The organism is Aquimarina rhodophyticola (assembly GCF_042434915.1).
In the GTDB taxonomy this organism is placed as follows: Bacteria; Bacteroidota; Bacteroidia; order Flavobacteriales; family Flavobacteriaceae; genus Aquimarina.
The window spans coordinates 218,086-239,388 of sequence record NZ_CP170198.1 but is presented as its reverse complement, the minus strand read 5'-3'; the positions used below and the strand labels follow the sequence as shown (position 1 = coordinate 239,388).

Here is a 21,303-nt window from a genome sequence, read left to right as displayed (position 1 = left end):
ACATTATGAGAGGTATTCATGAGAAAATAATTCGCGAATATTGGCATACGAGTTTTGCAAAGCTTTTTTAGCTTTTTTCATATCCTTCCATTTCACCTTTTTTATTCCTTCATCAATTTGTGGTATCAAGGGACCATTGTAACTAGTTTTCATTTCAAACCAATAGGTAACTTTTAGACGATACTCTTCATTACGCTTAAACACGTGAAAAGTTTTGTATAGAAATTTAGTGATTTCAAGTCCTTTGACCCCAGTTTCTTCCTCAACCTCACGAATAGCAGTAGTTTCCATATCCTCCTTTTTTTCGGACTTACCCTTAGGAAGATCCCACTTTCCATTTCTACGAATAAACAAAATTTCTGTATGTTGATTATACACTTTACCACCTCCAGCAAGCACTACAGGCAGTTTAGTATACAAATGGTCAAGCAATTTTTCTTGATTTTTATGGTAGAGATGAAACTTTAGACTATGATCCTCTAAAATATTAACAATCAAATCATTGAAGTCAACTTCTTTGATAGGGAGTGTAGTATAACCCTCAACAGCCTTTTTGGTAGATAGAATAATTGGGGTATTATTCACAAAAACTTTATACATTTGCACTATGATTTTTGATAAAAATACAGCAAAAAAAACCGCTGAATTATTGTTGCAAATTAATGCAATAAAATTAGAACCACAAGAACCATTTACATGGGCTTCTGGATGGAAATCTCCTATCTATTGTGACAATAGGATTACATTATCATATCCTTTGATTCGCAATTACTTACGAGAAAATTTAGCGCAATTTATAGTAGAGACGTATGGCAAACCTGATGTAATAGCGGGGGTAGCCACTGGTGCAATTGGTATTGGTATGCTCGTTGCAGAACACTTAAACCTTCCTTTTATCTACGTTCGACCTGAAGCTAAAAAGCATGGAAGAAAGAATCAAATTGAAGGTGTTATACCTGCAGGGAAGACAGTAGTGGTTGTCGAGGATCTTATTAGCACCGGACAAAGTAGCCTTAACGCCGTTAAAGCGCTTGATGCATGTGATGCTAATGTTAAAGGTATGGTAGCTATATTTAATTACGGCTTTGAAATAGCTGTTCAAAATTTTAATGAAGCTAAAATACAATTGCATACTTTGAGCAATTATGACAACTTATTAGAGCAAGCATTAGACACAAAATATATTAACAAAGAGCAACACGAAACCTTAAAGAGTTGGAAAAAAGACCCAGCTTCTTGGAGTCCAGTAACCTTATAAACACCTTATGAATTTAGAAAGTCCTGCGGTAACCGTAGCAAAAAGCCCAAAAGAAGTATATGATTTCTTGACAAAAGTTGAGAATTTTGAGCAAATTATGCCCGATAGTATTCAAAAATTTGAGAAGTTAAGTGACTCACGATTTTTGTTTCAACTTAAGGGTATGCCAGAGATAGTGCTAGAGCAAAAAGAAAGTACAGACTCATCGCAAGTAGTTTTGGGAGCCGCAAGTGATAAACTTCCTTTCACGCTAACCGCTAATATAACCGAATTGAGTCCAGGAAAAAGTACAACTCAATTAGTTTTTGAGGGTCAGTTTAATGCTATGATGGGTATGATGATTAAAAATCCTATTCAAAAATTTATAAGTACACTTAGTGAAAACTTAAGCAAACTTTGAGAAATAATAATTGATAGTACGGCATCTTTTATTTAAAATAAAAGATGCCACTATTTAGTAAACGAGGGTTATCTCCTTAAGATCAAATATTTTCTCTTCCTTTTCTTCCAATTGTACTCGTAGTTTACCAGACGTAGTTACCCCTTTAATAATCCCAACAAAAGAGGCTCCTTTTTGATCTAAAAACATGGAAGGTTTATCTTTTCTAAATAATCTGGACTCATATTCTTCTTTAATGAGTTCAAAATTAGTAGATTTTAGAATTTTAAATCTAAAAGTAAGTCGTTGCAATAAACCCGTCAAAATTTCTTCTATTTCGTAACGAATTCCTAATATAGAACTTATTGAACCTGCATTGGGTAAATCATCAAAATAAATTTGATTGACATTAAGACCAATACCTATGATCCCTCCCTGCAACCTGTCATTACGTATACTGTTTTCAATTAAAATACCGCATACCTTCTTCTTATCTGACAGAATGTCGTTTGGCCATTTGATAGTAATTTTTGGTAATGATATAGCATCAAGTGTATCATAAATAGCCAATGCGACTAACATTGATATACTAAATTGTTTATCTACTTTTATATTGGTATATGGCATGAATACACTAGTAGTAAGATTTTCACCTTTTTTACTTTGCCAACTTGTACCCATTTGTCCTCGCCCAGCCATCTGTTCGTTTGTAACTACGCAAGTTGGTTGGGTTACTGTTTTCTCCCGAATTAAATCGCGTAAAAACGTATTTGTTGATTCAATGGCATCAACTTTGATTACATGCATATAAAATGGTGTGAAAGTTTTACAAATGTTCTTTTAATACGATCATAAAAATCATAAAAAATAATAACTTTACACAAATTAAAAAAATGCATGAGTAAAAAAGAAATAAACTCTGATGAATTAATTGCTCAAATCATAAAAGGCATAGAAGAGGTAAAAGGAAATGATATTGATATCCTAGATTTAAGAGACATAGAAAACACTGTTTGTGACTACTTCGTAATTTGTAATGGTACCTCTAACACTCAGGTAAATGCTATTGTAAGTTCAATCCAAAAAATAGTAAGTAAAGCACTTAAAGATAAACCCTGGCATATTGAAGGGAGTGAAAATGCCGAGTGGGTACTAATGGACTATGTAAATGTGGTAGTTCATGTGTTTCAAAAACATATTCGAGAATTTTACGATATTGAGGGTTTATGGGGAGATGCAAAAACCACCTCTATTCAAACTAAATACTAAAATAAAAAGCATACATGGCTAAAGAAAATAAGAAAATGGAACCTAATAAAAAACCAAAGTTCAATGCATATTGGATTTACGCGATTATCATAATTGGTTTTTTAGCACTAAATTTTATGGGTGGCAGTGGCTGGAACTCTGCACCCAAAACAACAACTTCTAATTTCCAAGAGTTTTTACGCAATGGTGAAGTAGATAAAGTGGTTATTTTAAATCGACGTGATGCCAAAGTTTATCTAACGCAAGAAGCCAAATCTCTTGAAAAGCATAAAAACAAAAAAACCAAGTCGCTACTACCCTCTGCTGCTGGTGAACCTGATTATCAATTTGAATTTGGTGATCTCCAAAACTTTGAAAATCAAATCGCCAAAATTAAGAGTGAAAAAGGATTAGATACACAAGTAATTTACGATACCGAAAACAATTTTTGGGGAGAAATTTTGATCACACTACTTCCATTTGCTTTGATTATAGGTGTATGGATTTTTATAATGCGTAGAATGAGCGGTGGTGCTGGCGGTGGTGCTGGTGGTCAGATATTTAATATTGGTAAATCAAAAGCAAAATTGTTTGATCAAAATACCGATGTAAAAGTTTCATTTAAAAATGTAGCAGGTCTTGAAGGAGCCAAAGAAGAAGTTGAAGAGATTGTTGATTTTTTAAAAAATCCAGATAAGTACACATCCCTAGGTGGTAAAATTCCAAAAGGAGCTTTATTAGTAGGACCCCCAGGTACAGGTAAGACACTTTTAGCCAAAGCCGTAGCAGGTGAAGCTAAAGTACCCTTCTTTTCTTTATCAGGATCAGATTTTGTTGAGATGTTTGTTGGTGTGGGAGCATCTAGAGTACGTGATTTATTCAAACAAGCCAAAGAAAAATCACCAGCCATTATTTTTATAGATGAGATAGATGCAATCGGTAGAGCTCGTGGAAAAAGTAATTTTTCTGGATCTAATGACGAAAGAGAAAACACATTAAACCAACTCCTTACTGAAATGGATGGTTTTGGCACTAATACTAATGTAATCGTAATCGCCGCTACCAACCGTGCCGATGTACTGGATAAAGCTTTAATGAGAGCTGGTCGTTTTGATCGTCAAATTTATGTTGACTTACCAGACGTAAGAGAACGTAAAGAAATTTTTGAAGTACATTTAAAACCACTTACCAAACTTGAAGAAAAACTCGATACAGAGTTCTTAGCAAAACAAACTCCAGGTTTTTCTGGTGCAGATATTGCTAACGTTTGTAATGAAGCTGCACTTATTGCTGCAAGAAAAGGAAAATTAGCTGTAGGTAAACAAGACTTTCTTGATGCAGTAGACAGAATCGTAGGAGGATTAGAGAAAAAAAATAAAATTATCACTCCCGATGAAAAACGAGCTATTGCTTTTCATGAAGCTGGTCATGCAACCGTTAGTTGGATGCTAGAGCACGCAGCACCTCTAGTTAAGGTTACAATAGTTCCAAGAGGTCAATCCTTAGGAGCGGCGTGGTATTTACCCGAAGAACGACTTATTGTAAGACCAAATCAAATGTTAGATGAAATGTGTGCAACCTTAGGCGGTAGAGCTGCAGAAAAAGTAATTTTTAATGAAATTTCTACAGGTGCCTTAAGCGATTTGGAAAAGGTAACTAAACAAGCTCGTGCAATGGTTACAATTTATGGACTTAATGATAAAGTAGGAAATCTAACGTATTATGACTCGTCAGGTCAAAGCGAATATAATTTTACCAAACCTTATAGCGAACAAACTAGTGAATTGATAGACAAAGAGATTTCAAACATTATCGAAGAACAATATCAACGAGCTATTAAATTATTAGAAAACAATAAAGATAAACTTACCGAACTTGCAGAAGTATTGCTGGAGAAAGAAGTTATCTTTAAGGATAACCTAGAAAAGATTTTCGGAAAGCGTCCTTTTGGCAATAAAGAGGAAATAATAACCGAACCTTCTTAAATATATACTATTTTTTACTAGTATGATGAAAATCTTAACCGAACGGAAACGTTTAGGTTAAGATTTTTTTTATCTTTGAATTGAACGTCAATAAAAATCCCAATTATCATTTTACAATGAGTCTATTTAGAAAACTTTTTTTTTCCAAATCTAAATCAGACCAAAAGAATAAAGAAAAACACATAGAAGATCGCAGTAAGTATATGCCAGAGATTAATCTTCCGATAGACGAGAGTTTTATGATTAATTTTAAACGAAATGGCGGAAAGTTTTTATACTGTGATAACGAAAATGAAATTCTAGATTCTTTTGATAAAATTCTTTTAGAAAATGATTGGTATGAAAAAGAGGTGTGCTGTTTTGATATCGGGTTAGAGCACAAGTTCTCTAACTTTAACCTTGACTTCACTAAAAAAATGTCTTCTTCTTTCTTTTTTGCAACTTGCGAATACCTTATTTCGGACAGTGGTTCGATTCTGGTTTCTTCTAATCAACTTAAAGAAAAGAAGTTAACAGAACTTCCTGATAACTTTATAATTTTCGCATCCACTAGTCAGCTTGTTTCTAGCATTGGTGAAGGTTTAAAAGGTATAAAACAAAAGAATAAAAAAACTATTCCTTCAAACATTACAACCATTAAAAACTTCGAAACTCAAAAAGAAAAAGACTTCTTAAGCTATGGAAGTAGTTCAAAAAATCTATATTTGCTGCTTCTGGAAGATTTATAACATGAAGGAATTGCTCACAAGATCTTTATCGGGATTCTTATACATTTCGATCTTACTGTTTTCTATTTTTATTTCCAAAGAAACTTTCATTGGCGTATTTTTCATTTTTGGACTTATTTGCGTTTATGAGTTTCAAAAATTGATCCACTTAAAAAACAAATGGTTATACCTTATTTTTATTGTTTTAATTTTAGTAGTTAATTTTACTAGTGTACATCCTTATTTTTTATACTTTCTTCTCACAGCAACCGTTATAACCGAGTTATTGTTGGTTCGAGACTTGTTGATCATACGTATTATACCGATGTTTGAAAAGAAAAAATACATTACCAGTATTTTTTACTTAATAACCTCAATTATTTTTTTAACAATGATCCCTACCTTTAGAGGAGATTACGAGCCTTTTATCGTTGCTGGATCTTTTTTTATTATGTGGACCAATGATACCTTTGCATATCTAGTAGGAAAAAACTTTGGTAAACATAAACTACTAGAACGTATTTCACCAAACAAGACAATAGAAGGTTTTATTGGAGGTTTGTGTTTTGGACTCATCGCAGCTGCGGTTATCGCTTTAACAACCCACACACTATCTGTTGTAATTTGGTTGTTTATCAGTCTAATATTAAGTATTTTTGGAACCCTAGGAGATTTAATTCAATCAAAGTTTAAACGTCAAGCTGGAGTAAAAGATAGCGGCTCTATCATGCCTGGTCATGGCGGTATATTTGACCGATTGGATAGTATTATTTTTGCTAGTCCATTTTTATTTGTTTTCTTACAATTACTACACTATGTTTCATAAAGAAGGTTTTAAAATAATTTCTGTAGCCCTAGTTATTTTTCTTGGTATTAATGTAGCGTCTTACGTCGCCATACAGTTAGAAGAAATACAACTAGCTATCTTGGTAGTTAGTTTTGCTTTTTTACTATTAATTCTACAATTTTTTAGAAATCCAAAGCGTAAAATAACACTAAGTGACACAACTGTGGTATCGCCTGTAGATGGAAAAGTTGTGGTTATTGAAGAAGTTTTTGAAAAAGAGTATTTTAACGAAAAAAGACTTCAGGTTTCAATTTTTATGTCTCCAATAAATGTTCATGTGACGCGTCATCCCATAGGAGGTAAGGTAGTTTTTAGCAAATACCATCCTGGAAAATTTCTTGTGGCTTGGCACCCAAAATCGTCAGAGGAGAACGAAAGAACCACAGTAGTTGTTAAAAATAATAGTACTGAAATTTTATATCGCCAAATCGCAGGGGCGCTCGCAAAACGAATAGTCAATTACGCCATTGAAGGTGAAAAAGTCACACAAGGATCGGATAGTGGTTTTATAAAGTTTGGTTCTAGAGTGGATGTGTTTTTACCTATTGGCACTAAGGTTAATGTGAGCCTAAATGAGAAAGTACGTGGAGGAGAAAGTATTATTGCTACGTTATAACATATGACTAACGAAGACTTAGATATTGCTTTTGAGAAGGCGTTTGAAAAAGCCAGTAATACTAATTTAAAACTTCCCACAGATATAATGCTGCATCTATATGCTCATTATAAACTTGCTACCAACACCAAAGGGTTTTACACGCCATCTGGCGATAGTGATCTGCGCAATGCTTTTAAGCTTAATGCTTTGTTTCAGGTTAAACATTTATCTCAACATGAAGCTAAACTTAAATATATCGCTTTGGTAGATCAATACATCCCTGATAATAAATAATTTGAATCACTAACAAGAATAAAAAAAAAGACTTGATTATACTAATCAAGTCTTTTTTTTATTCTTATTGCCTTAAAATGCGTTATTCCAAACTACTCAAACTTGACTTAAGCATCGCTATTTTCGCTTCAGCGTCAGCCTCTTTTTTTCGTTCTGTAGTTATCACTTGTTCTGGAGCATTTGAAACAAAACGTTCATTCTGAAGTTTTTTCTGAACAGATTTCAGAAACCCTTCGGTATATTTCAACTCCTCTTTAATCTTTTTAATCTCTTCTGCGACATCAATAGCCCCAGAGATCGGTATAAAATACTCGTTGGATTTTACCCTAAACGATAATGCTCCATCCACTTTGGTTGTAACATACTCAAGATCAGAAATATTACCCATTTTTTTAATAACACTATCAAAAGTAGTTGTAAGATTGCTGCTATTAAGTACAGAGAGACCTATGGTGTCTTTAAAAGAAATATTTTTTTCTTTACGTACGGTGCGTATTCCAGAAATAACTTCTTTTGCTGTTTCGAATGTATCTATCAAATCTTTATTTACTTGTGTTACCACAGGCCAAGAAGAAACAATAAGAGCTTCATCAATTTTTCTATCTCCTATTTGCTGCCAAATTTCTTCAGAAATAAATGGTACAAAAGGATGTAAAATTTTCAAGTTTTCTTCTAAAATATTCAATATGGCATTATAAGTTGTTTGATCAATAGGTTGACCATACTCTGGCTTTACCATTTCTAATAGCCAGCTACAAAAATCGTCCCATATTAGCTTATAAGTCGTCATAAGGGCATCACTTATCCTATACTTAGCATAATGATCTTCTAATGCTACTAACGCTGATTGAAACTTGGTGTTATACCAATCAATTGCCAATTTGGAAGCCTCTGGTTGATCGATTCCTGAATCAATATCCCAACCTTTGATAAGTTTAAACGCATTCCATATTTTATTAACAAAGCCACTTCCCTGCTTACAAAGCTCTTCGTCAAACATCAAATCATTACCTGCGGGAGAGCTCAATAGCATACCTACCCGTATTCCATCTGCCCCATACTTGTCGATAAGATCTAAGGGATCTGGTGAATTACCCAAAGATTTAGACATCTTGCGACGTTGTTTATCTCGTACTATTCCTGTTAAATAAACATTGGTAAATGGTTTTTCTTTTCTACATTCATATCCGGCAATAATCATCCTTGCTACCCAGAAAAACAGAATTTCAGGGGCTGTTACTAGATCATTGGTTGGATAATAATAGTTTATTTCGTCATTATCTGGTTCCAAAATCCCATTAAACACGCTCATTGGCCACAACCACGAAGAAAACCAAGTATCTAGTGCATCTGGGTCTTGTGTTAAATCCGCTATTTGCAAATCTGTTTTTCCTGATTTCTCTTTGGCTAACCCCAAGGCTATTTCTTTAGTCTCTGCAACTACAAAATCCTCTTTGCCATCACCATAAAAGAAAGCTGGAATTTGATGACCCCACCAAAGTTGTCTAGAGATGTTCCAATCTCTAACATTTTCCATCCAATGGCGATAGGTATTTACAAACTTTTCTGGCACTAAATTTACTTCATTACCCAAAACTGCATCAAGAGCGGGCTGTGCAAGGTCTTTCATTTTTAAAAACCATTGATCACTCAACTTAGGTTCAATAACAGCTTTGGTCCTTTCACTTGTTCCTACCTTATTCATATGAACTTCAGTTTTTACTAAAGCTCCAATAGCATCTAGATCTTTTACAATTTCTTTACGAACCACAAAACGATCTTTGCCTGCATACTGTAAACCATTCTTATTTAGCGTAGCATCATCGTTAAAAATATCGATTACATCTAGTTTATGCTTATCACCTAATATTTTATCGTTTTGATCGTGAGCTGGGGTTACTTTTAAACACCCAGTACCAAATTCCATATCTACATACTCATCTTCTATTATCGGTATTGATCTATTAACAAGAGGAATAATAGCTTTTTTTCCTTTTAAATGTGAAAAACGAGTATCCTCTGGGTGAATACAGATAGCTGTATCACCCATAATCGTTTCTGGACGGGTAGTAGCGATGGTTAGAACCTCATCACTATCCTCAATTGTATAAGTGAGGTAATAAAGATTTCCTTTTTTTTCTTCATAAATCACCTCTTCATCAGACAATGTAGTTTTGGCTTCTGGATCCCAATTGACCATCCTATAACCGCGATAGATAAGACCTTTATTATATAGATCTACAAAAACTTTGATTACAGATGCAGACAAATTGTCATCCATTGTAAATGCAGTACGTTCCCAATCACATGAAGCTCCTAATTTTTTTAATTGCTCTAAAATTATTCCCCCATGTTTATGGGTCCATTCCCAAGCATGTTCTAAAAACTCTTCTCTGGTAAGACTATTTTTATCAATTCCATCTGCCTTTAACTTTGCCACCACTTTGGCTTCTGTAGCAATTGATGCATGATCTGTACCTGGTACCCAGCACGCGTTATAACCTTTGAGCCGTGCTCTTCTGATCAAAACGTCCTGAAGGGTGTTGTTTAGCATATGCCCCATATGCAACACACCAGTGACATTAGGAGGTGGTATCACGATGGTATATGCTTCACGATCATCAACTTCAGAATGAAAATAATTATTTTTCATCCAGTAGTCATACCATTTTTCTTCGACTGCTTTTGAGTCATACTTTCCAACTGGAGTCATACTTTGGTGCGGTTTTTGAATTTTAGATTGCAAAAGTAATTATTATAAACGACAACTTGAAAGTCTTTTGCTATTTTGAAGTTGGATAAAAAGTAAGTACTTTTACGTTTAATAAAAACCTACATTATGAAAAGAATAATGCTAATTCTATTTATTGGCGTCTTTGGTATTACCCTTAACGCTCAAGATTCCAAAGCAAAAATAGAATTTAAAACGGATGTTGTTGATTATGGTGAAATAGCCAAAGGGAGTGATGGAAATCGTAAATTCGAATTCACAAATACAGGTAATGCTCCTTTAGTTATTTCTAGAGTATATTCGAGTTGTGGATGTACAATTGCTAAAAAGCCAGAAGGCCCTATAGCACCTGGAGCAACAGGGATTATTGAAGTAAAATATGATACCAAACGTGTGGGTCCCATACGTAAAACTATTACAGTTTACTCTAATGCAGAGGAAGCTACAAAAGCTATTAAGATAAAAGGAACTGTTTTAGATCAATCCTAATCTAAGAGCAGGATACAAAATAGTTTACTAAAATTAAAAAAGGTTGTCTATACTAGACAACCTTTTTTTAATCAATTACTTTTTTAAGAAGGAAAGAATAGTCTAAGATAACACCTGATCTTTCTACTGTCATCCGTATACGTTTGCCTTCGTTATTAAAAAATAAAGTATTAATAGCATCAAGTTCATATTCATAAGCCTTTTTACGATTTATACTTAGTATCCTATCACCCGCTTGTAAACCTGCCAATGCTGCGGGAGATCCTGGCCGTACATTAACAATCTGAAAATTAGGTTCCATGCTATAGCGATATCCAAAGGTATAATCGATTACTATTGGGGTGCTAACAGTCTTTCTTCTCCTAACGCCCTGATAATCAATTTTACCTTCTCTTGTTAATACTTTTGTCAATCGTTCTCCTGTATGCTCAATCGTAATACCACTTAAGTTATAATAAAAAGGCATTTTGAAGAATCTATTTTTTTTAAACGATATTTTTTGATTTGGATAGTCAACAATTAGGTCAAATCGTTTTAATACGCCTCCACCTAGCGACCCTTGTCGCTGATTAATTGAAATTCCAGGTATATAGATACTATCTGGGAACGAAGCCGTAACCCGCTGCATTTTAAATTTACCGATATGTAATGCATCGATTTTGGAACGACTGCCATAAATATCTCCATTAAAACCTTTGCCTAAAAATTCTCTAAATGAATGCTCAGGAATATTAATTCCTAATTCTTTATTCTCAAATAACCACAATGCTGATCCAGATCCAGAATCAACTAGCAAATTGATATCTATTTTATTATCAAGTCCGTATTTTGCCTTTATATAGGGACGTACTCCATCGTTAAAATCGAGTTTAGTTTCAAAGCATTTTTTACAATATTTCCATACGTAGCCACTAGGTTCAATAATCTTAATTGTTTTTTTTGAGTATTTTATGTCTAAAATAAAATTTTTAAAAAAATCGTAACCAATAATACCATGTATAGGTAACCCCATCCTAGGAGAGAAATCAATAGTTTCATCAAAAATTAGAAACACGGTATGATTTGTACTAATAGCGTTCCCTATTGCTAAAATATTACCTTGTGACTTTATCGCCTCTACAGGATCTCCATCACCAAGACCTCTAAGATTAATTTTGGTAGCATTACTGAGCTGTAACTCTTTATCATTTCCTAAACTAAAAATAATTGTACTACTAACACCTGTATCAAGAATAAAGGAAAGTTCTTGACCATTAATACTCACAGGAATTACAATTAAATTATTTACAAGTTTGAAGTTTAACTTATCACTAACAACGTCAGAACGAAGTTTAAATGTATTCTCTTCACCTTTTGCTTGAGAGATACCTAAATTATGTCCTAAGAAAACAAGGACCCAAATTAATTTTTTACATACAGTTGAAAATTTCATCATCTATAGTACAATTTAATAAATTCTTTAAAAATAGCTATCACTGGGTATAACTTTTATTAAACTAAACCTTTTGTTTATTGAGTCGATTTTATACTACACTATTAAACTTACTATTAAAATAACAGTGTTGCTTAAAACAAAAATGCTTTTCAAAACGCTTAAAATTTTTGCTACTACAAAACCTTAATAATCTATGTCAAATTGCTTCGATGTTAAAACCTCCAGATTTTATATAATCAATTCATATCTTGCGACACGGATTGAACATCCACTTTTAAGAGTAAATTTATTTAATAGCTGTGAGTATCGTACATAACAAATCATTACAATCTTATAACACCTTTGGCATCGATGTAAAAGCACAAACGTATTGTCAAATCACGACCGAGGATCAATTACTCAATACATTATTAAACAACACATCTAAAAAAATTTTTGTGCTAAGTGGCGGTAGTAATATGCTATTAACCCAAGATATCGATGCTCTTGTAATGCATATCGCTATACAAGGAATAGAAACACAATTAGAATCAGATAATACAATATTAGTAACTGCAAAGGCTGGAGAAAACTGGCATGAATTTGTACAATTTTGTATTAAAAATAATTATGGTGGATTAGAAAATTTATCCCTTATTCCTGGCTATGTTGGTAGCGCACCAATTCAAAATATAGGTGCATATGGCACAGAACTCAAAGACACATTTGTTTCTTGTCAAGCAATAAGCATCAAATCTGGTAAGAGAAGAACCTTCACTGCGTCGGATTGTCAATTTGGATATCGTAGTTCTATTTTTAAGACCTCTCTTCGATCACAATACATTATTACCGAAGTTACTTTTCGTTTAACCACTTCAAAACACATATTAAACACAAGTTATGGTGCAATTCAGGCATTATTAAATGAACAAAAAGTAAGTAGCCCTACCCTTAAAAATGTTGGTGATGCAGTTATAGCTATTCGTAAGAGCAAATTACCCGATCCTACTAAAATAGGAAATAGTGGAAGCTTCTTTAAAAATCCAATAATCGATGATACACACTTTAACTTACTAAGAGCAAAATATCCCGAAATTCCTTTTTATCAAATTACTGATAACCAATTTAAGATTCCGGCAGGTTGGCTTATCGAAAAATCAGGTTTTAAAGGAAAACGTTGGGGAGATGCAGGGGTTCATGAAAAGCAAGCCCTAGTACTTGTTAATTACGGAAACGCTACTGGTTTGGAAGTTTTAAAAGTTTCGGAAAGAATCAAACATAAAATCAAAGAAAATTTTAATATAGCGTTAGAAACTGAAGTAAATATTATATAAAATACCTTTACAGGTTTGGTCAAACCTGTAAAGGTATTTTATGGCTAACTCAAATTAACGCTTGACTTAAATTATTAATACAAAGATAATCAATAACTTAAACACAATACACACTTTCTACTTAAAACTAAGTTAAGGTAGTAGAAGATCTATTTTAATCAACAATCGCTTACAACACCTTTTATATTCTTTGTATATTTGCAGTTCAATTTAAATTTCATTTTATGAAACTCCTTGTACTCACTATTGGCTTATTATTATTAGCTGTTTCTGGTATAGCGATAAAGTTATGGGCAAAAAAAGATGGAAAATTTGCAGGTACATGCGCCAGTCAGAGCCCATTTTTAAATAAAGAAGGTGAAAATTGCTCTATGTGCGGAAAAACACCAGATCAATACGCTTCTTGCAATACATCTGAAACCTCAAAAAACAATTAATTATTGCGATTTTAAAATAAACTAATTGAGTCAAGATTCTCAACTTCTTTTAAGCCATATTCAAAACGCCAAAAGCGGTAAACAAATCTCTTTTAACTATCTTCTTAATACGTTTTGGAATAATGTATATTATTTTCAATTGAAAAGGGTAAAAGATGAGTATGAAGCAGAAGAAATTACTATCCAAGCTTTCTCCAAGGCTTTTGATAAAATTGAAACCTTTGATGAACAATATAATTTCCAGACTTGGTTAATACAGATATCTAAAAATGTTCATGTAGATCTCTTACGAAAGAAAAATGCTTCGATTCGGTCACAAACCACAAATGAAGTGGACCACAGTGTATACACAATAGTTGATGATAACCCGTCTCCCGAAGATAAGTTAATAACCGAGCAAAATCTTGCACAGCTTTTACGGTACATAAAACAACTCAAACCTCACTATCAAGAAGTTATAAATTTGAGGTATTTTCAAGAGTTAAGCTACAAAGAGATTGCGAGTGTTCTTGATGAGTCTATCAATAATGTTAAGGTGAAACTAATGCGCGCAAAAAAATTACTCTCAGAGATTATTACAGACCAGATCAAAAAATAATCACACAACTATCTCAAACCAAAAGAAGTTATTGATTTTAAAACTTCATGTAACGGCTCAATCCATTTATCATGAATTATTTTATCATATTTTATAAACTTCTGTATGAGTCCTTTTGGTGCAGAAATCTCTTTTTCTATAGCGGTAATATTTATATAATTTTGATTTTTAAGCAACCAGCGTTCTACTCTTTTTCTATCGTTTGTTTTGGTTACTCTTGCATTGTATAATTTTCGTGCCATATACTAATTTTGATTGGGTTATAATAGGTAACTTCTATTTGCTATAAAAATTTTGCTTTAACGTAATTTTAACGTAATTTTTCACTGAATCTTGTGATTCAGATATGTTTAATTTAAAGCATAATAAACCTCTCTATAAGTTTTTATAGAAGTTATTAGATTTAAGTGCATTCTTTGTATTTTTGTATAAAATATGTGTGAATGAATACTAATGCTGAAACAATTGCCCCGCCCAAAGGAAAACCCAAATGGCTACGCGTTAAGCTCCCTACTGGAAAAAAATACACCGAGTTAAGAGGTATTGTAGATAAATACAAGCTTCATACAATTTGCACTTCTGGAAGTTGCCCTAATATGGGAGAATGCTGGAGCGAAGGAACAGCTACTTTTATGATTTTGGGAAATACCTGTACGCGATCTTGTGGTTTTTGCGGTGTTAAAACAGGTCGTCCAGATACTGTAGATTGGGCAGAGCCAGAAAAGGTTGCTCGTTCTATTAAAATAATGAATATTAAACATGCCGTCATAACTTCAGTAGATCGTGATGATTTGCAGGATGGTGGTTCAATTATTTGGGCAGAAACAATACAAGCTATTAGGAGGATGAATCCTACTACTACACTTGAAACTTTAATACCAGATTTTCAAGGAAAGACTAGAAATATTGATCGAATAATTTCTGCAAATCCAGAAGTAGTTTCCCATAACATGGAAACTGTTAAACGGTTAACTCGAGAGGTTCGTATACAAGCAAAATATGAACAAAGTCTTGAAGTTTTACGTTATCTCAAAAATCAGGGGATCAACAGAACAAAAAGTGGTATCATGCTAGGTCTGGGAGAGCAGGAAGACGAAGTTATTCAAACACTACATGATTTGAGAAACGTAGGACTGGATATTGTAACTATAGGACAATACCTGCAACCAAGTAAAAAGCACCTACCTGTCAAGCAGTTTATCACCCCTGATCAGTTTAAGAAGTACGAAGAGATAGGCTTGGATTTGGGTTTTAGACATGTTGAAAGTGGTGCATTAGTTCGTTCTTCATACAAAGCTCAAAAGCACCTAACCTAACTACTGGTTTGCACCTATCAAATTATGAATAAACCTATACGTATTGCAATAAATGGTTTTGGTAGGATTGGTCGTAATCTTTTTAGATTATTACTAAACCACCCTACCATAGAGGTAATCGCTATTAACGACCTTGCAGATGGGTCAACATTAGCACACCTTCTAAAATATGATAGTATACATGGTGTACTCCCAAATAATGTTTCTTATAAAAACAAAGCAATATATGTTGATAATAATGCCACTACTCTATCACACATTGCAGAACCCGAAAATTGGTGTTGGAAACGGTTTGATATAGACTTTGTAATAGAAGCAACTGGCAAGTTTAAGACTCATGAGCAACTACTTAAACATATTAGTGCTGGCGCCAAAAAGGTAATAGTAACCTCACCTCCTGACGATGAAATAACCAAAACAGTTGTCTTGGGAGTTAACGAAAGTATTTTAGATGGTACCGAACTTGTAGTTTCTAATGCCTCTTGTACTACTAACAATGCCGCTCCTATGATCAAGGTAATAGATGAGCTTTGCGGTATAGAACAAGCTTATATCACTACAGTCCACAGTTACACTACAGATCAAAGTCTGCATGATCAACCTCATAGAGATTTACGTCGTGCTAGAGCTGCGGGTCAATCTATTGTACCTACAACAACAGGCGCTGCCAAAGCATTAACCAAAATTTTTCCAAAGCTAAGCGATGTAATTGGTGGCTGTGGGATTAGGGTACCCGTTCCTGATGGATCCTTAACAGATATTACTTTTAATGTTGTTAAGGAAACTTCAATCCATGAAATTAATCAAGCATTTAAAAATGCTGCAAATACAAATTTAAAAACTATCTTAGACTACACCGAAGACCCTATTGTTTCTGTAGATATTATAGGTAACACACATTCTTGTATATTTGATTCGCTAATGACATCTGTAATTGGTAAAATGGTCAAAATTATAGGATGGTATGATAATGAGATAGGGTATAGCAGTAGAATAGTTGATTTAATTACCTACATTTCTAAGAAATAACTATATTAGTCATGATATTTATAAAAAATGCCAGCCCTTTTTAAATTCCTTGTTATCAGTTTTGCATGTAGTATATGGACTTCGGTATATTCTCAAACCATTGACCGTGCTGTATTTGACGATAATGTTAATGATACCATAGAGAATTATCTACAAGAAGCATCATTTTCTATAAGTCAAGCACAACTGCAAAATGCTTTAGTCAATATAACCTTAGCTCGTGAACTCGCACTCAACACTCAGAATAAAATGTATCGTGCTAAAACTAGCAGAGTACTTGCCGAATTATATTTTGAATTAGGAGATTTAAAAAAAGCAGAGCAACAAATTAAAGATGCGATCCGAATTCAACAAAGTGAAGGAAATGAGATAGCACTTGCTCACTCCTACAACATATATGGTTCTATACTGACTAAGCAGCAAAAATATGAACAATCCCACGAGCAACTCAAAAACGCATCAGATTTAATTCAATTAAATGCAATTAAAAATCTAGAAGGTCCTGTGCGGCTTAATCTTGGGCTTCTGGCATTATCCAGTAATGATCCAAAACTTGCGATTACTCATTTTAATACTGGTCTACCTATAATTAATTCTCTACAACAGCATTATTATAAAGCCAAACTATACACTAATAAAGCACGTGCTCAACTAGCATTAGGCTTAGTCGAACAAGCAAAAAAAACCAACGATCTTGCTATGCAAATTGGTGAAGAACGTGGATATTCAGAAATTCGATCCGAATGTTTTCAATTATACAGCCAAATCTATGAACGAAAAAACGATTTTAGAACTTCATTAATCCACCTCAAAGCTCATCAAAAATTTAAAGATTCTCTATTTAATATTAATAAAGAAATAATTGCTCAGGAAGCTGGCGCAAAGCTGGATTTAAATGATAACAATGTATTAATCGAAGAATTAACCGAAGAAAACATACAGCAGCAAAAATCTTTAAAACTTGGTCGATTAACTACAATTTTAAGTATTGCACTGATTACAATTTTATCTTTACTTACTCTTTCACTTTATAAAAACAACAATTTAAGAGCAAGAGCAAACGAACTTTTACAGAATAAAAACACCGAATTAATTATTGCCAAAGAAAATGCTGAACGCGCTAGCGAGGCAAAAGTTCAATTCTTATCTACTATAACACACGAACTTAGAACACCGTTATATGCTGTTACAGGGCTAACACATCTTCTCCTCGAAGAAAGCCCAACACCAAATCAAAAAGAACATTTAAACTCTTTAAAGTTCTCTGGTGAATATCTATTATCTCTAATCAATAACATTTTAGATTTAAATAAACTTGAAGCTAACAAAGTTGAGTTAGAAAACACTTCCTTTAATCTTCAAAAGAGAATCAATGATGTTTTGATTGCATTGGGAAAATCTGCTAATGATAGAAATAATACGTTACATTATGAATTTGATGACGAGATTCCTGCAAAACTGAAAGGAGACCCACTTAAAATTTCTCAGATTTTAATTAATTTAATTGGTAATTCAATAAAATTCACTCAAAACGGGGATATCTGGATTCGTGTTAGATTAATCAATCGAATTGATTGTAAAGTATATCTCAATTTTGAGGTTGAAGATAATGGGGTAGGAATTTCTGACAAGAAACAACAAAGTATTTTCGAGAATTTTACACAAGGGTCTGTACAGATTAATAGAAAATTTGGAGGTACCGGTTTAGGCTTATCAATTGTTAAAAATCTTTTGGCACTTATGGATAGTGAAATTAAACTATCTAGTCAATTAGGAAAGGGGTCAAAATTCGTTTTTGATTTGAAATTTGATGTATATCAAGATGAAACAACAGATTTTAAAAACGAAGCTGACAAACTTAATTACGATATTTTGATTGACAAGCGCGTATTAGTTGTCGAAGACAATAAAATTAATCAATTAATCACACGCAAAATATTAGAAAAAAGTCAAATTATTTGTGAAGTTGCAGACAATGGTGATATCGCAGTACAGAAGGTGAAAAATGGAGATTTTGATCTAATCCTTATGGATATACATATGCCAGGTATTAGTGGTATCGAAGCTACAAAACAAATACGTCTATTTGATCCTGAAATTCCAATTATAGCGCTTACTGCAGTTACTTTAGATGATAATTTGGATGAGTTTTATCAAAACGGATTCAATGATATTATTCCAAAACCTTATAAAACCGAAGAATTTTTTATAAAATTACACAAGGCCTTTTCAAAAAGACAAATCACTTCTTAAATAGCCCCTCTTTTATCTATTTACTGCAACTAATTGAACTTAGTAAAGAACACCAAATGTCGTCATTACGATAGTCAATTAAATCACATTTTTGATATATTCTTTAATCTGTCTATCAAAATCTGTTTGTCTATTTAAAAATGAAACTTCTATAGGTTGATAGAATAGTTTGTCTGAATCTAAACGGTCTTTTAAACGAACAAAATCCTTTTCTGTCGTTATCAGTAATCCTCTTTTTTTAAACTTTGTGATTTCTGCTTCAGTAAAATTATGATGATCTGGAAAAGATAAATGCTCAAAATTAAGTCCTAACGTTTTATAAAACTGAGTCAAAGGCTTGGGATTCGCTATCCCTGTGATTAGTGTGAAATTAGTTGTACGTAAATCTTTAATACTTACTGTATGTTGGCCATTCTGTAAGAAATTACTATACGCAATAGATGTGAAATATACTTTTTGATTCGCATTTATTTTTAACCTTTTAATGATTTGATTTTGATCTTTAACAGATAAATCTGGCGGACATTTAGTAACTAATATAATAGTTGCTCGGCCTGCTCCCTCTCGTGGTTCTCTCAAATTTCCCGTAGGCAATGGGATATCGTCAATATATAAATCGTAAAACGTTGTTAGAAGAATGTAAAAACCAGCTTTGACTTTGCGATGTTGAAATGCATCATCTAGAAGCAACACCTCTGGCACAGGGTTCTGCATTCTTAACTTTTGAATTCCATTTTGGCGATCCGCATCAACAGCAACAAGAACCTCCTCAAATTTACGTTTAAACTGCAAGGGTTCATCCCCCACTTGATCTGCACTATGAGAGGTTTCAACTAATTGAAAACCGCTGGTACTTCGCTTATAACCTCTACTCAAAACTGCAAGATCGTATACATCTTTGAGCAAAAAAAGTAAATATTCAATCATAGGTGATTTGCCAGTCCCTCCAACACTCAAATTTCCAACTACGAGTACTGGAAAGTCATATGCTTTTGATTTTTTGATATTCAGATCATACAATTTATTACGAAGCCAAGTAATTAAGTAATATATTGGCACTATTGGCAAAAGTAGTTTTCGTAAAATTTTCATCGCAGTATGGTGCTATAAGCTTGTGATATTAAATTCACAAATCAAAATTCTAAACGAATGTAAAACATTTTAAGAACAACACTAAATAAATGAGCGACCTTTGCTAAAGACAGAAAGATTCAAGCATTTAAAAATTGAAGTTTTCTTTAAAATAAAAATCATATATTAGAGTATTTTGGTTTATTTAAAAATAATTAGATGAAAATAGAACAGGTTATCCAACACCTAGAAAATTTGGCTCCCTTGCATTATGCAGAGGATTTTGATAACGTAGGATTGTTAGTAGGATCCAAAGAAACAGTGATCACAGGAGTCCTTGTAACACTCGATACTCTTGAGTCGATCGTTGACGAGGCGATCGAGAAAGAATGTAATCTTATTATCAGCTTTCATCCCATAGTATTTAAAGGCTTAAAAAGATTTAATGGTCATACCTATGTAGCACGTGTAATTGAAAAAGCGATTAAACATGACATAGCTATTTATGCTATCCACACAGCATTAGATAATGCAAATAATGGAGTAAATGATATGATCTGTGAACAATTAAACTTGACTCAGAGACAAATTTTAATACCACAAAGAGGAACCATTAAAAAACTAATTACCTATGCTCCGCAGCGTGACGTAGATAAAATTAAAACTGCTCTTTTTAAAGAAGGGGCAGGAGCCATTGGCAATTATGATCATTGTAGTTTTACCACAACTGGTTTAGGAAGTTTCAAACCTTTAAAAGATGCTAATCCTACGGTAGGGTCTGTAGGTAATTTACATATTGAAAATGAAACTCAAATACAAATAACGTTTTCTAGTCATTTAGAAAATAATATTATTAAAACACTGCTTAAGGTACATCCTTATGAAGAAGTTGCTTATGAACTACACACATTAGAAAACACAAACCAAAAAATAGGAATGGGAATGCTTGGTTTTCTAGAAAAACCAATGACAGAGATTGACTTTTTACATCACATTAAAAAAGTTTTTAATGCAGGCTGCGTGCGTCATTCTAAACTTCTAGATAAACCTATTCAAAGAATAGCTGTACTTGGCGGTAGTGGTAGTTATGCAATAAAAGATGCTATTAGAGCAAAAGCTGACGTTTTCATAACTGCAGATATGAAATACCATCAGTTCTATGAAGCTGAGGATCAACTTATAATCGCTGATATCGGTCATTATGAAAGCGAACAGTTCACAAAAAATCTAATTGTTAGTTATCTTAGAAAAAAAATCAGTAATTTTGCCATCATTTTATCGGATAAAAACACCAATCCAATTCAATACATATAAT

The 21,303-nt window shown here is 33.2% G+C and carries 22 protein-coding genes; 16 read left to right on the top strand and 6 right to left on the bottom strand.

Annotated elements, in window-relative coordinates; translation table 11 throughout:
* Nucleotides 1-3 precede the first annotated feature (3 nt).
* The gene (locus ACE939_RS01200) at nt 4-600 is read right to left on the bottom strand and encodes an NUDIX hydrolase (protein ID WP_378186946.1); all 597 of its coding nucleotides are present in this window, start codon (nt 598-600) and stop codon (nt 4-6) included.
* A gap of 7 nt (nt 601-607) precedes the next feature.
* Between ACE939_RS01200 and pyrE the strand changes: the two genes are divergently transcribed.
* The gene (pyrE, locus tag ACE939_RS01195; RefSeq protein WP_378186945.1) at nt 608-1,258 is read left to right on the top strand and encodes an orotate phosphoribosyltransferase; all 651 of its coding nucleotides are present in this window, start codon (nt 608-610) and stop codon (nt 1,256-1,258) included.
* A gap of 7 nt (nt 1,259-1,265) precedes the next feature.
* Complete coding sequence (locus ACE939_RS01190; protein WP_378186944.1) at nt 1,266-1,658, top strand: SRPBCC family protein; 393 nt, start codon at nt 1,266-1,268, stop codon at nt 1,656-1,658.
* Between the two features lie 54 nt (nt 1,659-1,712).
* On the opposite strand, the gene ACE939_RS01185 is transcribed toward ACE939_RS01190, so the two are convergent.
* Nucleotides 1,713-2,444: a biotin--[acetyl-CoA-carboxylase] ligase gene (locus tag ACE939_RS01185; RefSeq protein WP_378186943.1), complete on the bottom strand. Its 732-nt coding sequence runs from the start codon at nt 2,442-2,444 to the stop codon at nt 1,713-1,715.
* A gap of 90 nt (nt 2,445-2,534) precedes the next feature.
* On the opposite strand from ACE939_RS01185, the gene rsfS reads away from it, so the two are divergent.
* From rsfS to ACE939_RS01155, 6 genes are all read left to right on the top strand, one after another.
* Nucleotides 2,535-2,906, top strand: a complete 372-nt coding sequence (gene rsfS / locus ACE939_RS01180) for a ribosome silencing factor (RefSeq protein WP_378186942.1) — start codon at nt 2,535-2,537, stop codon at nt 2,904-2,906.
* Nucleotides 2,907-2,920: 14 nt separating this feature from the next.
* Entirely contained in the window at nt 2,921-4,870 is a 1,950-nt protein-coding gene (gene ftsH / locus ACE939_RS01175; protein ID WP_378186941.1) for an ATP-dependent zinc metalloprotease FtsH, read from the top strand.
* A gap of 116 nt (nt 4,871-4,986) precedes the next feature.
* Nucleotides 4,987-5,598: an LUD domain-containing protein gene (locus tag ACE939_RS01170; RefSeq protein WP_378186940.1), complete on the top strand. Its 612-nt coding sequence runs from the start codon at nt 4,987-4,989 to the stop codon at nt 5,596-5,598.
* Nucleotides 5,599-5,653: 55 nt separating this feature from the next.
* The gene (locus tag ACE939_RS01165; protein ID WP_378188463.1) at nt 5,654-6,403 is read left to right on the top strand and encodes a phosphatidate cytidylyltransferase; all 750 of its coding nucleotides are present in this window, start codon (nt 5,654-5,656) and stop codon (nt 6,401-6,403) included.
* Nucleotides 6,393-7,040 carry a phosphatidylserine decarboxylase family protein gene (locus ACE939_RS01160; protein WP_378186939.1) on the top strand — a complete coding sequence of 216 codons (648 nt, stop codon included), beginning with the start codon at nt 6,393-6,395 and terminating at the stop codon, nt 7,038-7,040. Before ACE939_RS01165 ends, ACE939_RS01160 begins: the two co-directional genes overlap by 11 nt.
* A 3-nt stretch (nt 7,041-7,043) precedes the next feature.
* Nucleotides 7,044-7,316 (top strand): acyl-CoA-binding domain-containing protein, encoded by a 273-nt coding sequence (locus tag ACE939_RS01155; RefSeq protein ID WP_378186938.1) that lies wholly within the window; start codon nt 7,044-7,046, stop codon nt 7,314-7,316.
* Between the two features lie 82 nt (nt 7,317-7,398).
* On the opposite strand, the gene ACE939_RS01150 is transcribed toward ACE939_RS01155, so the two are convergent.
* Entirely contained in the window at nt 7,399-10,029 is a 2,631-nt protein-coding gene (locus ACE939_RS01150) for a valine--tRNA ligase (protein WP_378186937.1), read from the bottom strand.
* 126 nt (nt 10,030-10,155) lie between these two features.
* Between ACE939_RS01150 and ACE939_RS01145 the strand changes: the two genes are divergently transcribed.
* Nucleotides 10,156-10,536: a DUF1573 domain-containing protein gene (locus ACE939_RS01145; RefSeq protein WP_378186936.1), complete on the top strand. Its 381-nt coding sequence runs from the start codon at nt 10,156-10,158 to the stop codon at nt 10,534-10,536.
* Between the two features lie 67 nt (nt 10,537-10,603).
* On the opposite strand, the gene ACE939_RS01140 is transcribed toward ACE939_RS01145, so the two are convergent.
* Nucleotides 10,604-11,971, bottom strand: coding sequence for an aspartyl protease family protein (locus ACE939_RS01140; protein ID WP_378186935.1), 1,368 nt, complete (start codon nt 11,969-11,971; stop codon nt 10,604-10,606).
* Nucleotides 11,972-12,270: 299 nt separating this feature from the next.
* Between ACE939_RS01140 and murB the strand changes: the two genes are divergently transcribed.
* The 3 genes from murB to ACE939_RS01125 all read left to right on the top strand — a co-directional run bounded on the left by murB (nt 12,271) and on the right by ACE939_RS01125 (nt 14,319).
* A complete protein-coding gene (gene murB / locus ACE939_RS01135) occupies nt 12,271-13,284 on the top strand; it encodes a UDP-N-acetylmuramate dehydrogenase (RefSeq protein WP_378186934.1) in 1,014 nt (337 codons plus the stop codon).
* Nucleotides 13,285-13,508: 224 nt separating this feature from the next.
* Complete coding sequence (locus tag ACE939_RS01130) at nt 13,509-13,721, top strand: membrane or secreted protein (protein ID WP_378186933.1); 213 nt, start codon at nt 13,509-13,511, stop codon at nt 13,719-13,721.
* Nucleotides 13,722-13,746: 25 nt separating this feature from the next.
* Nucleotides 13,747-14,319 carry an RNA polymerase sigma factor gene (locus ACE939_RS01125; protein WP_378186932.1) on the top strand — a complete coding sequence of 191 codons (573 nt, stop codon included), beginning with the start codon at nt 13,747-13,749 and terminating at the stop codon, nt 14,317-14,319.
* Between the two features lie 8 nt (nt 14,320-14,327).
* Here the strand turns inward: ACE939_RS01125 and ACE939_RS01120 are convergent, their stop codons facing one another.
* Nucleotides 14,328-14,561 (bottom strand): hypothetical protein, encoded by a 234-nt coding sequence (locus ACE939_RS01120; protein ID WP_378186931.1) that lies wholly within the window; start codon nt 14,559-14,561, stop codon nt 14,328-14,330.
* 201 nt (nt 14,562-14,762) lie between these two features.
* Here ACE939_RS01120 and lipA point away from each other — a divergent pair, with 201 nt between their 5' ends.
* The 3 genes from lipA to ACE939_RS01105 are packed head-to-tail and all read left to right on the top strand — an operon-like array spanning nt 14,763 to nt 18,917.
* Entirely contained in the window at nt 14,763-15,635 is an 873-nt protein-coding gene (gene lipA, locus ACE939_RS01115) for a lipoyl synthase (protein ID WP_378186930.1), read from the top strand.
* 24 nt (nt 15,636-15,659) lie between these two features.
* Nucleotides 15,660-16,664, top strand: a complete 1,005-nt coding sequence (gap, locus tag ACE939_RS01110; protein ID WP_378186929.1) for a type I glyceraldehyde-3-phosphate dehydrogenase — start codon at nt 15,660-15,662, stop codon at nt 16,662-16,664.
* A gap of 27 nt (nt 16,665-16,691) precedes the next feature.
* Nucleotides 16,692-18,917 (top strand): response regulator, encoded by a 2,226-nt coding sequence (locus ACE939_RS01105; RefSeq protein WP_378186928.1) that lies wholly within the window; start codon nt 16,692-16,694, stop codon nt 18,915-18,917.
* 78 nt (nt 18,918-18,995) lie between these two features.
* Here the strand turns inward: ACE939_RS01105 and lpxK are convergent, their stop codons facing one another.
* Complete coding sequence (gene lpxK / locus ACE939_RS01100) at nt 18,996-20,009, bottom strand: tetraacyldisaccharide 4'-kinase (protein ID WP_378186927.1); 1,014 nt, start codon at nt 20,007-20,009, stop codon at nt 18,996-18,998.
* A 198-nt stretch (nt 20,010-20,207) separates the two neighbouring features.
* On the opposite strand from lpxK, the gene ACE939_RS01095 reads away from it, so the two are divergent.
* Entirely contained in the window at nt 20,208-21,302 is a 1,095-nt protein-coding gene (locus tag ACE939_RS01095) for a Nif3-like dinuclear metal center hexameric protein (RefSeq protein ID WP_378186926.1), read from the top strand.
* Nucleotide 21,303 lies beyond the last annotated feature (1 nt).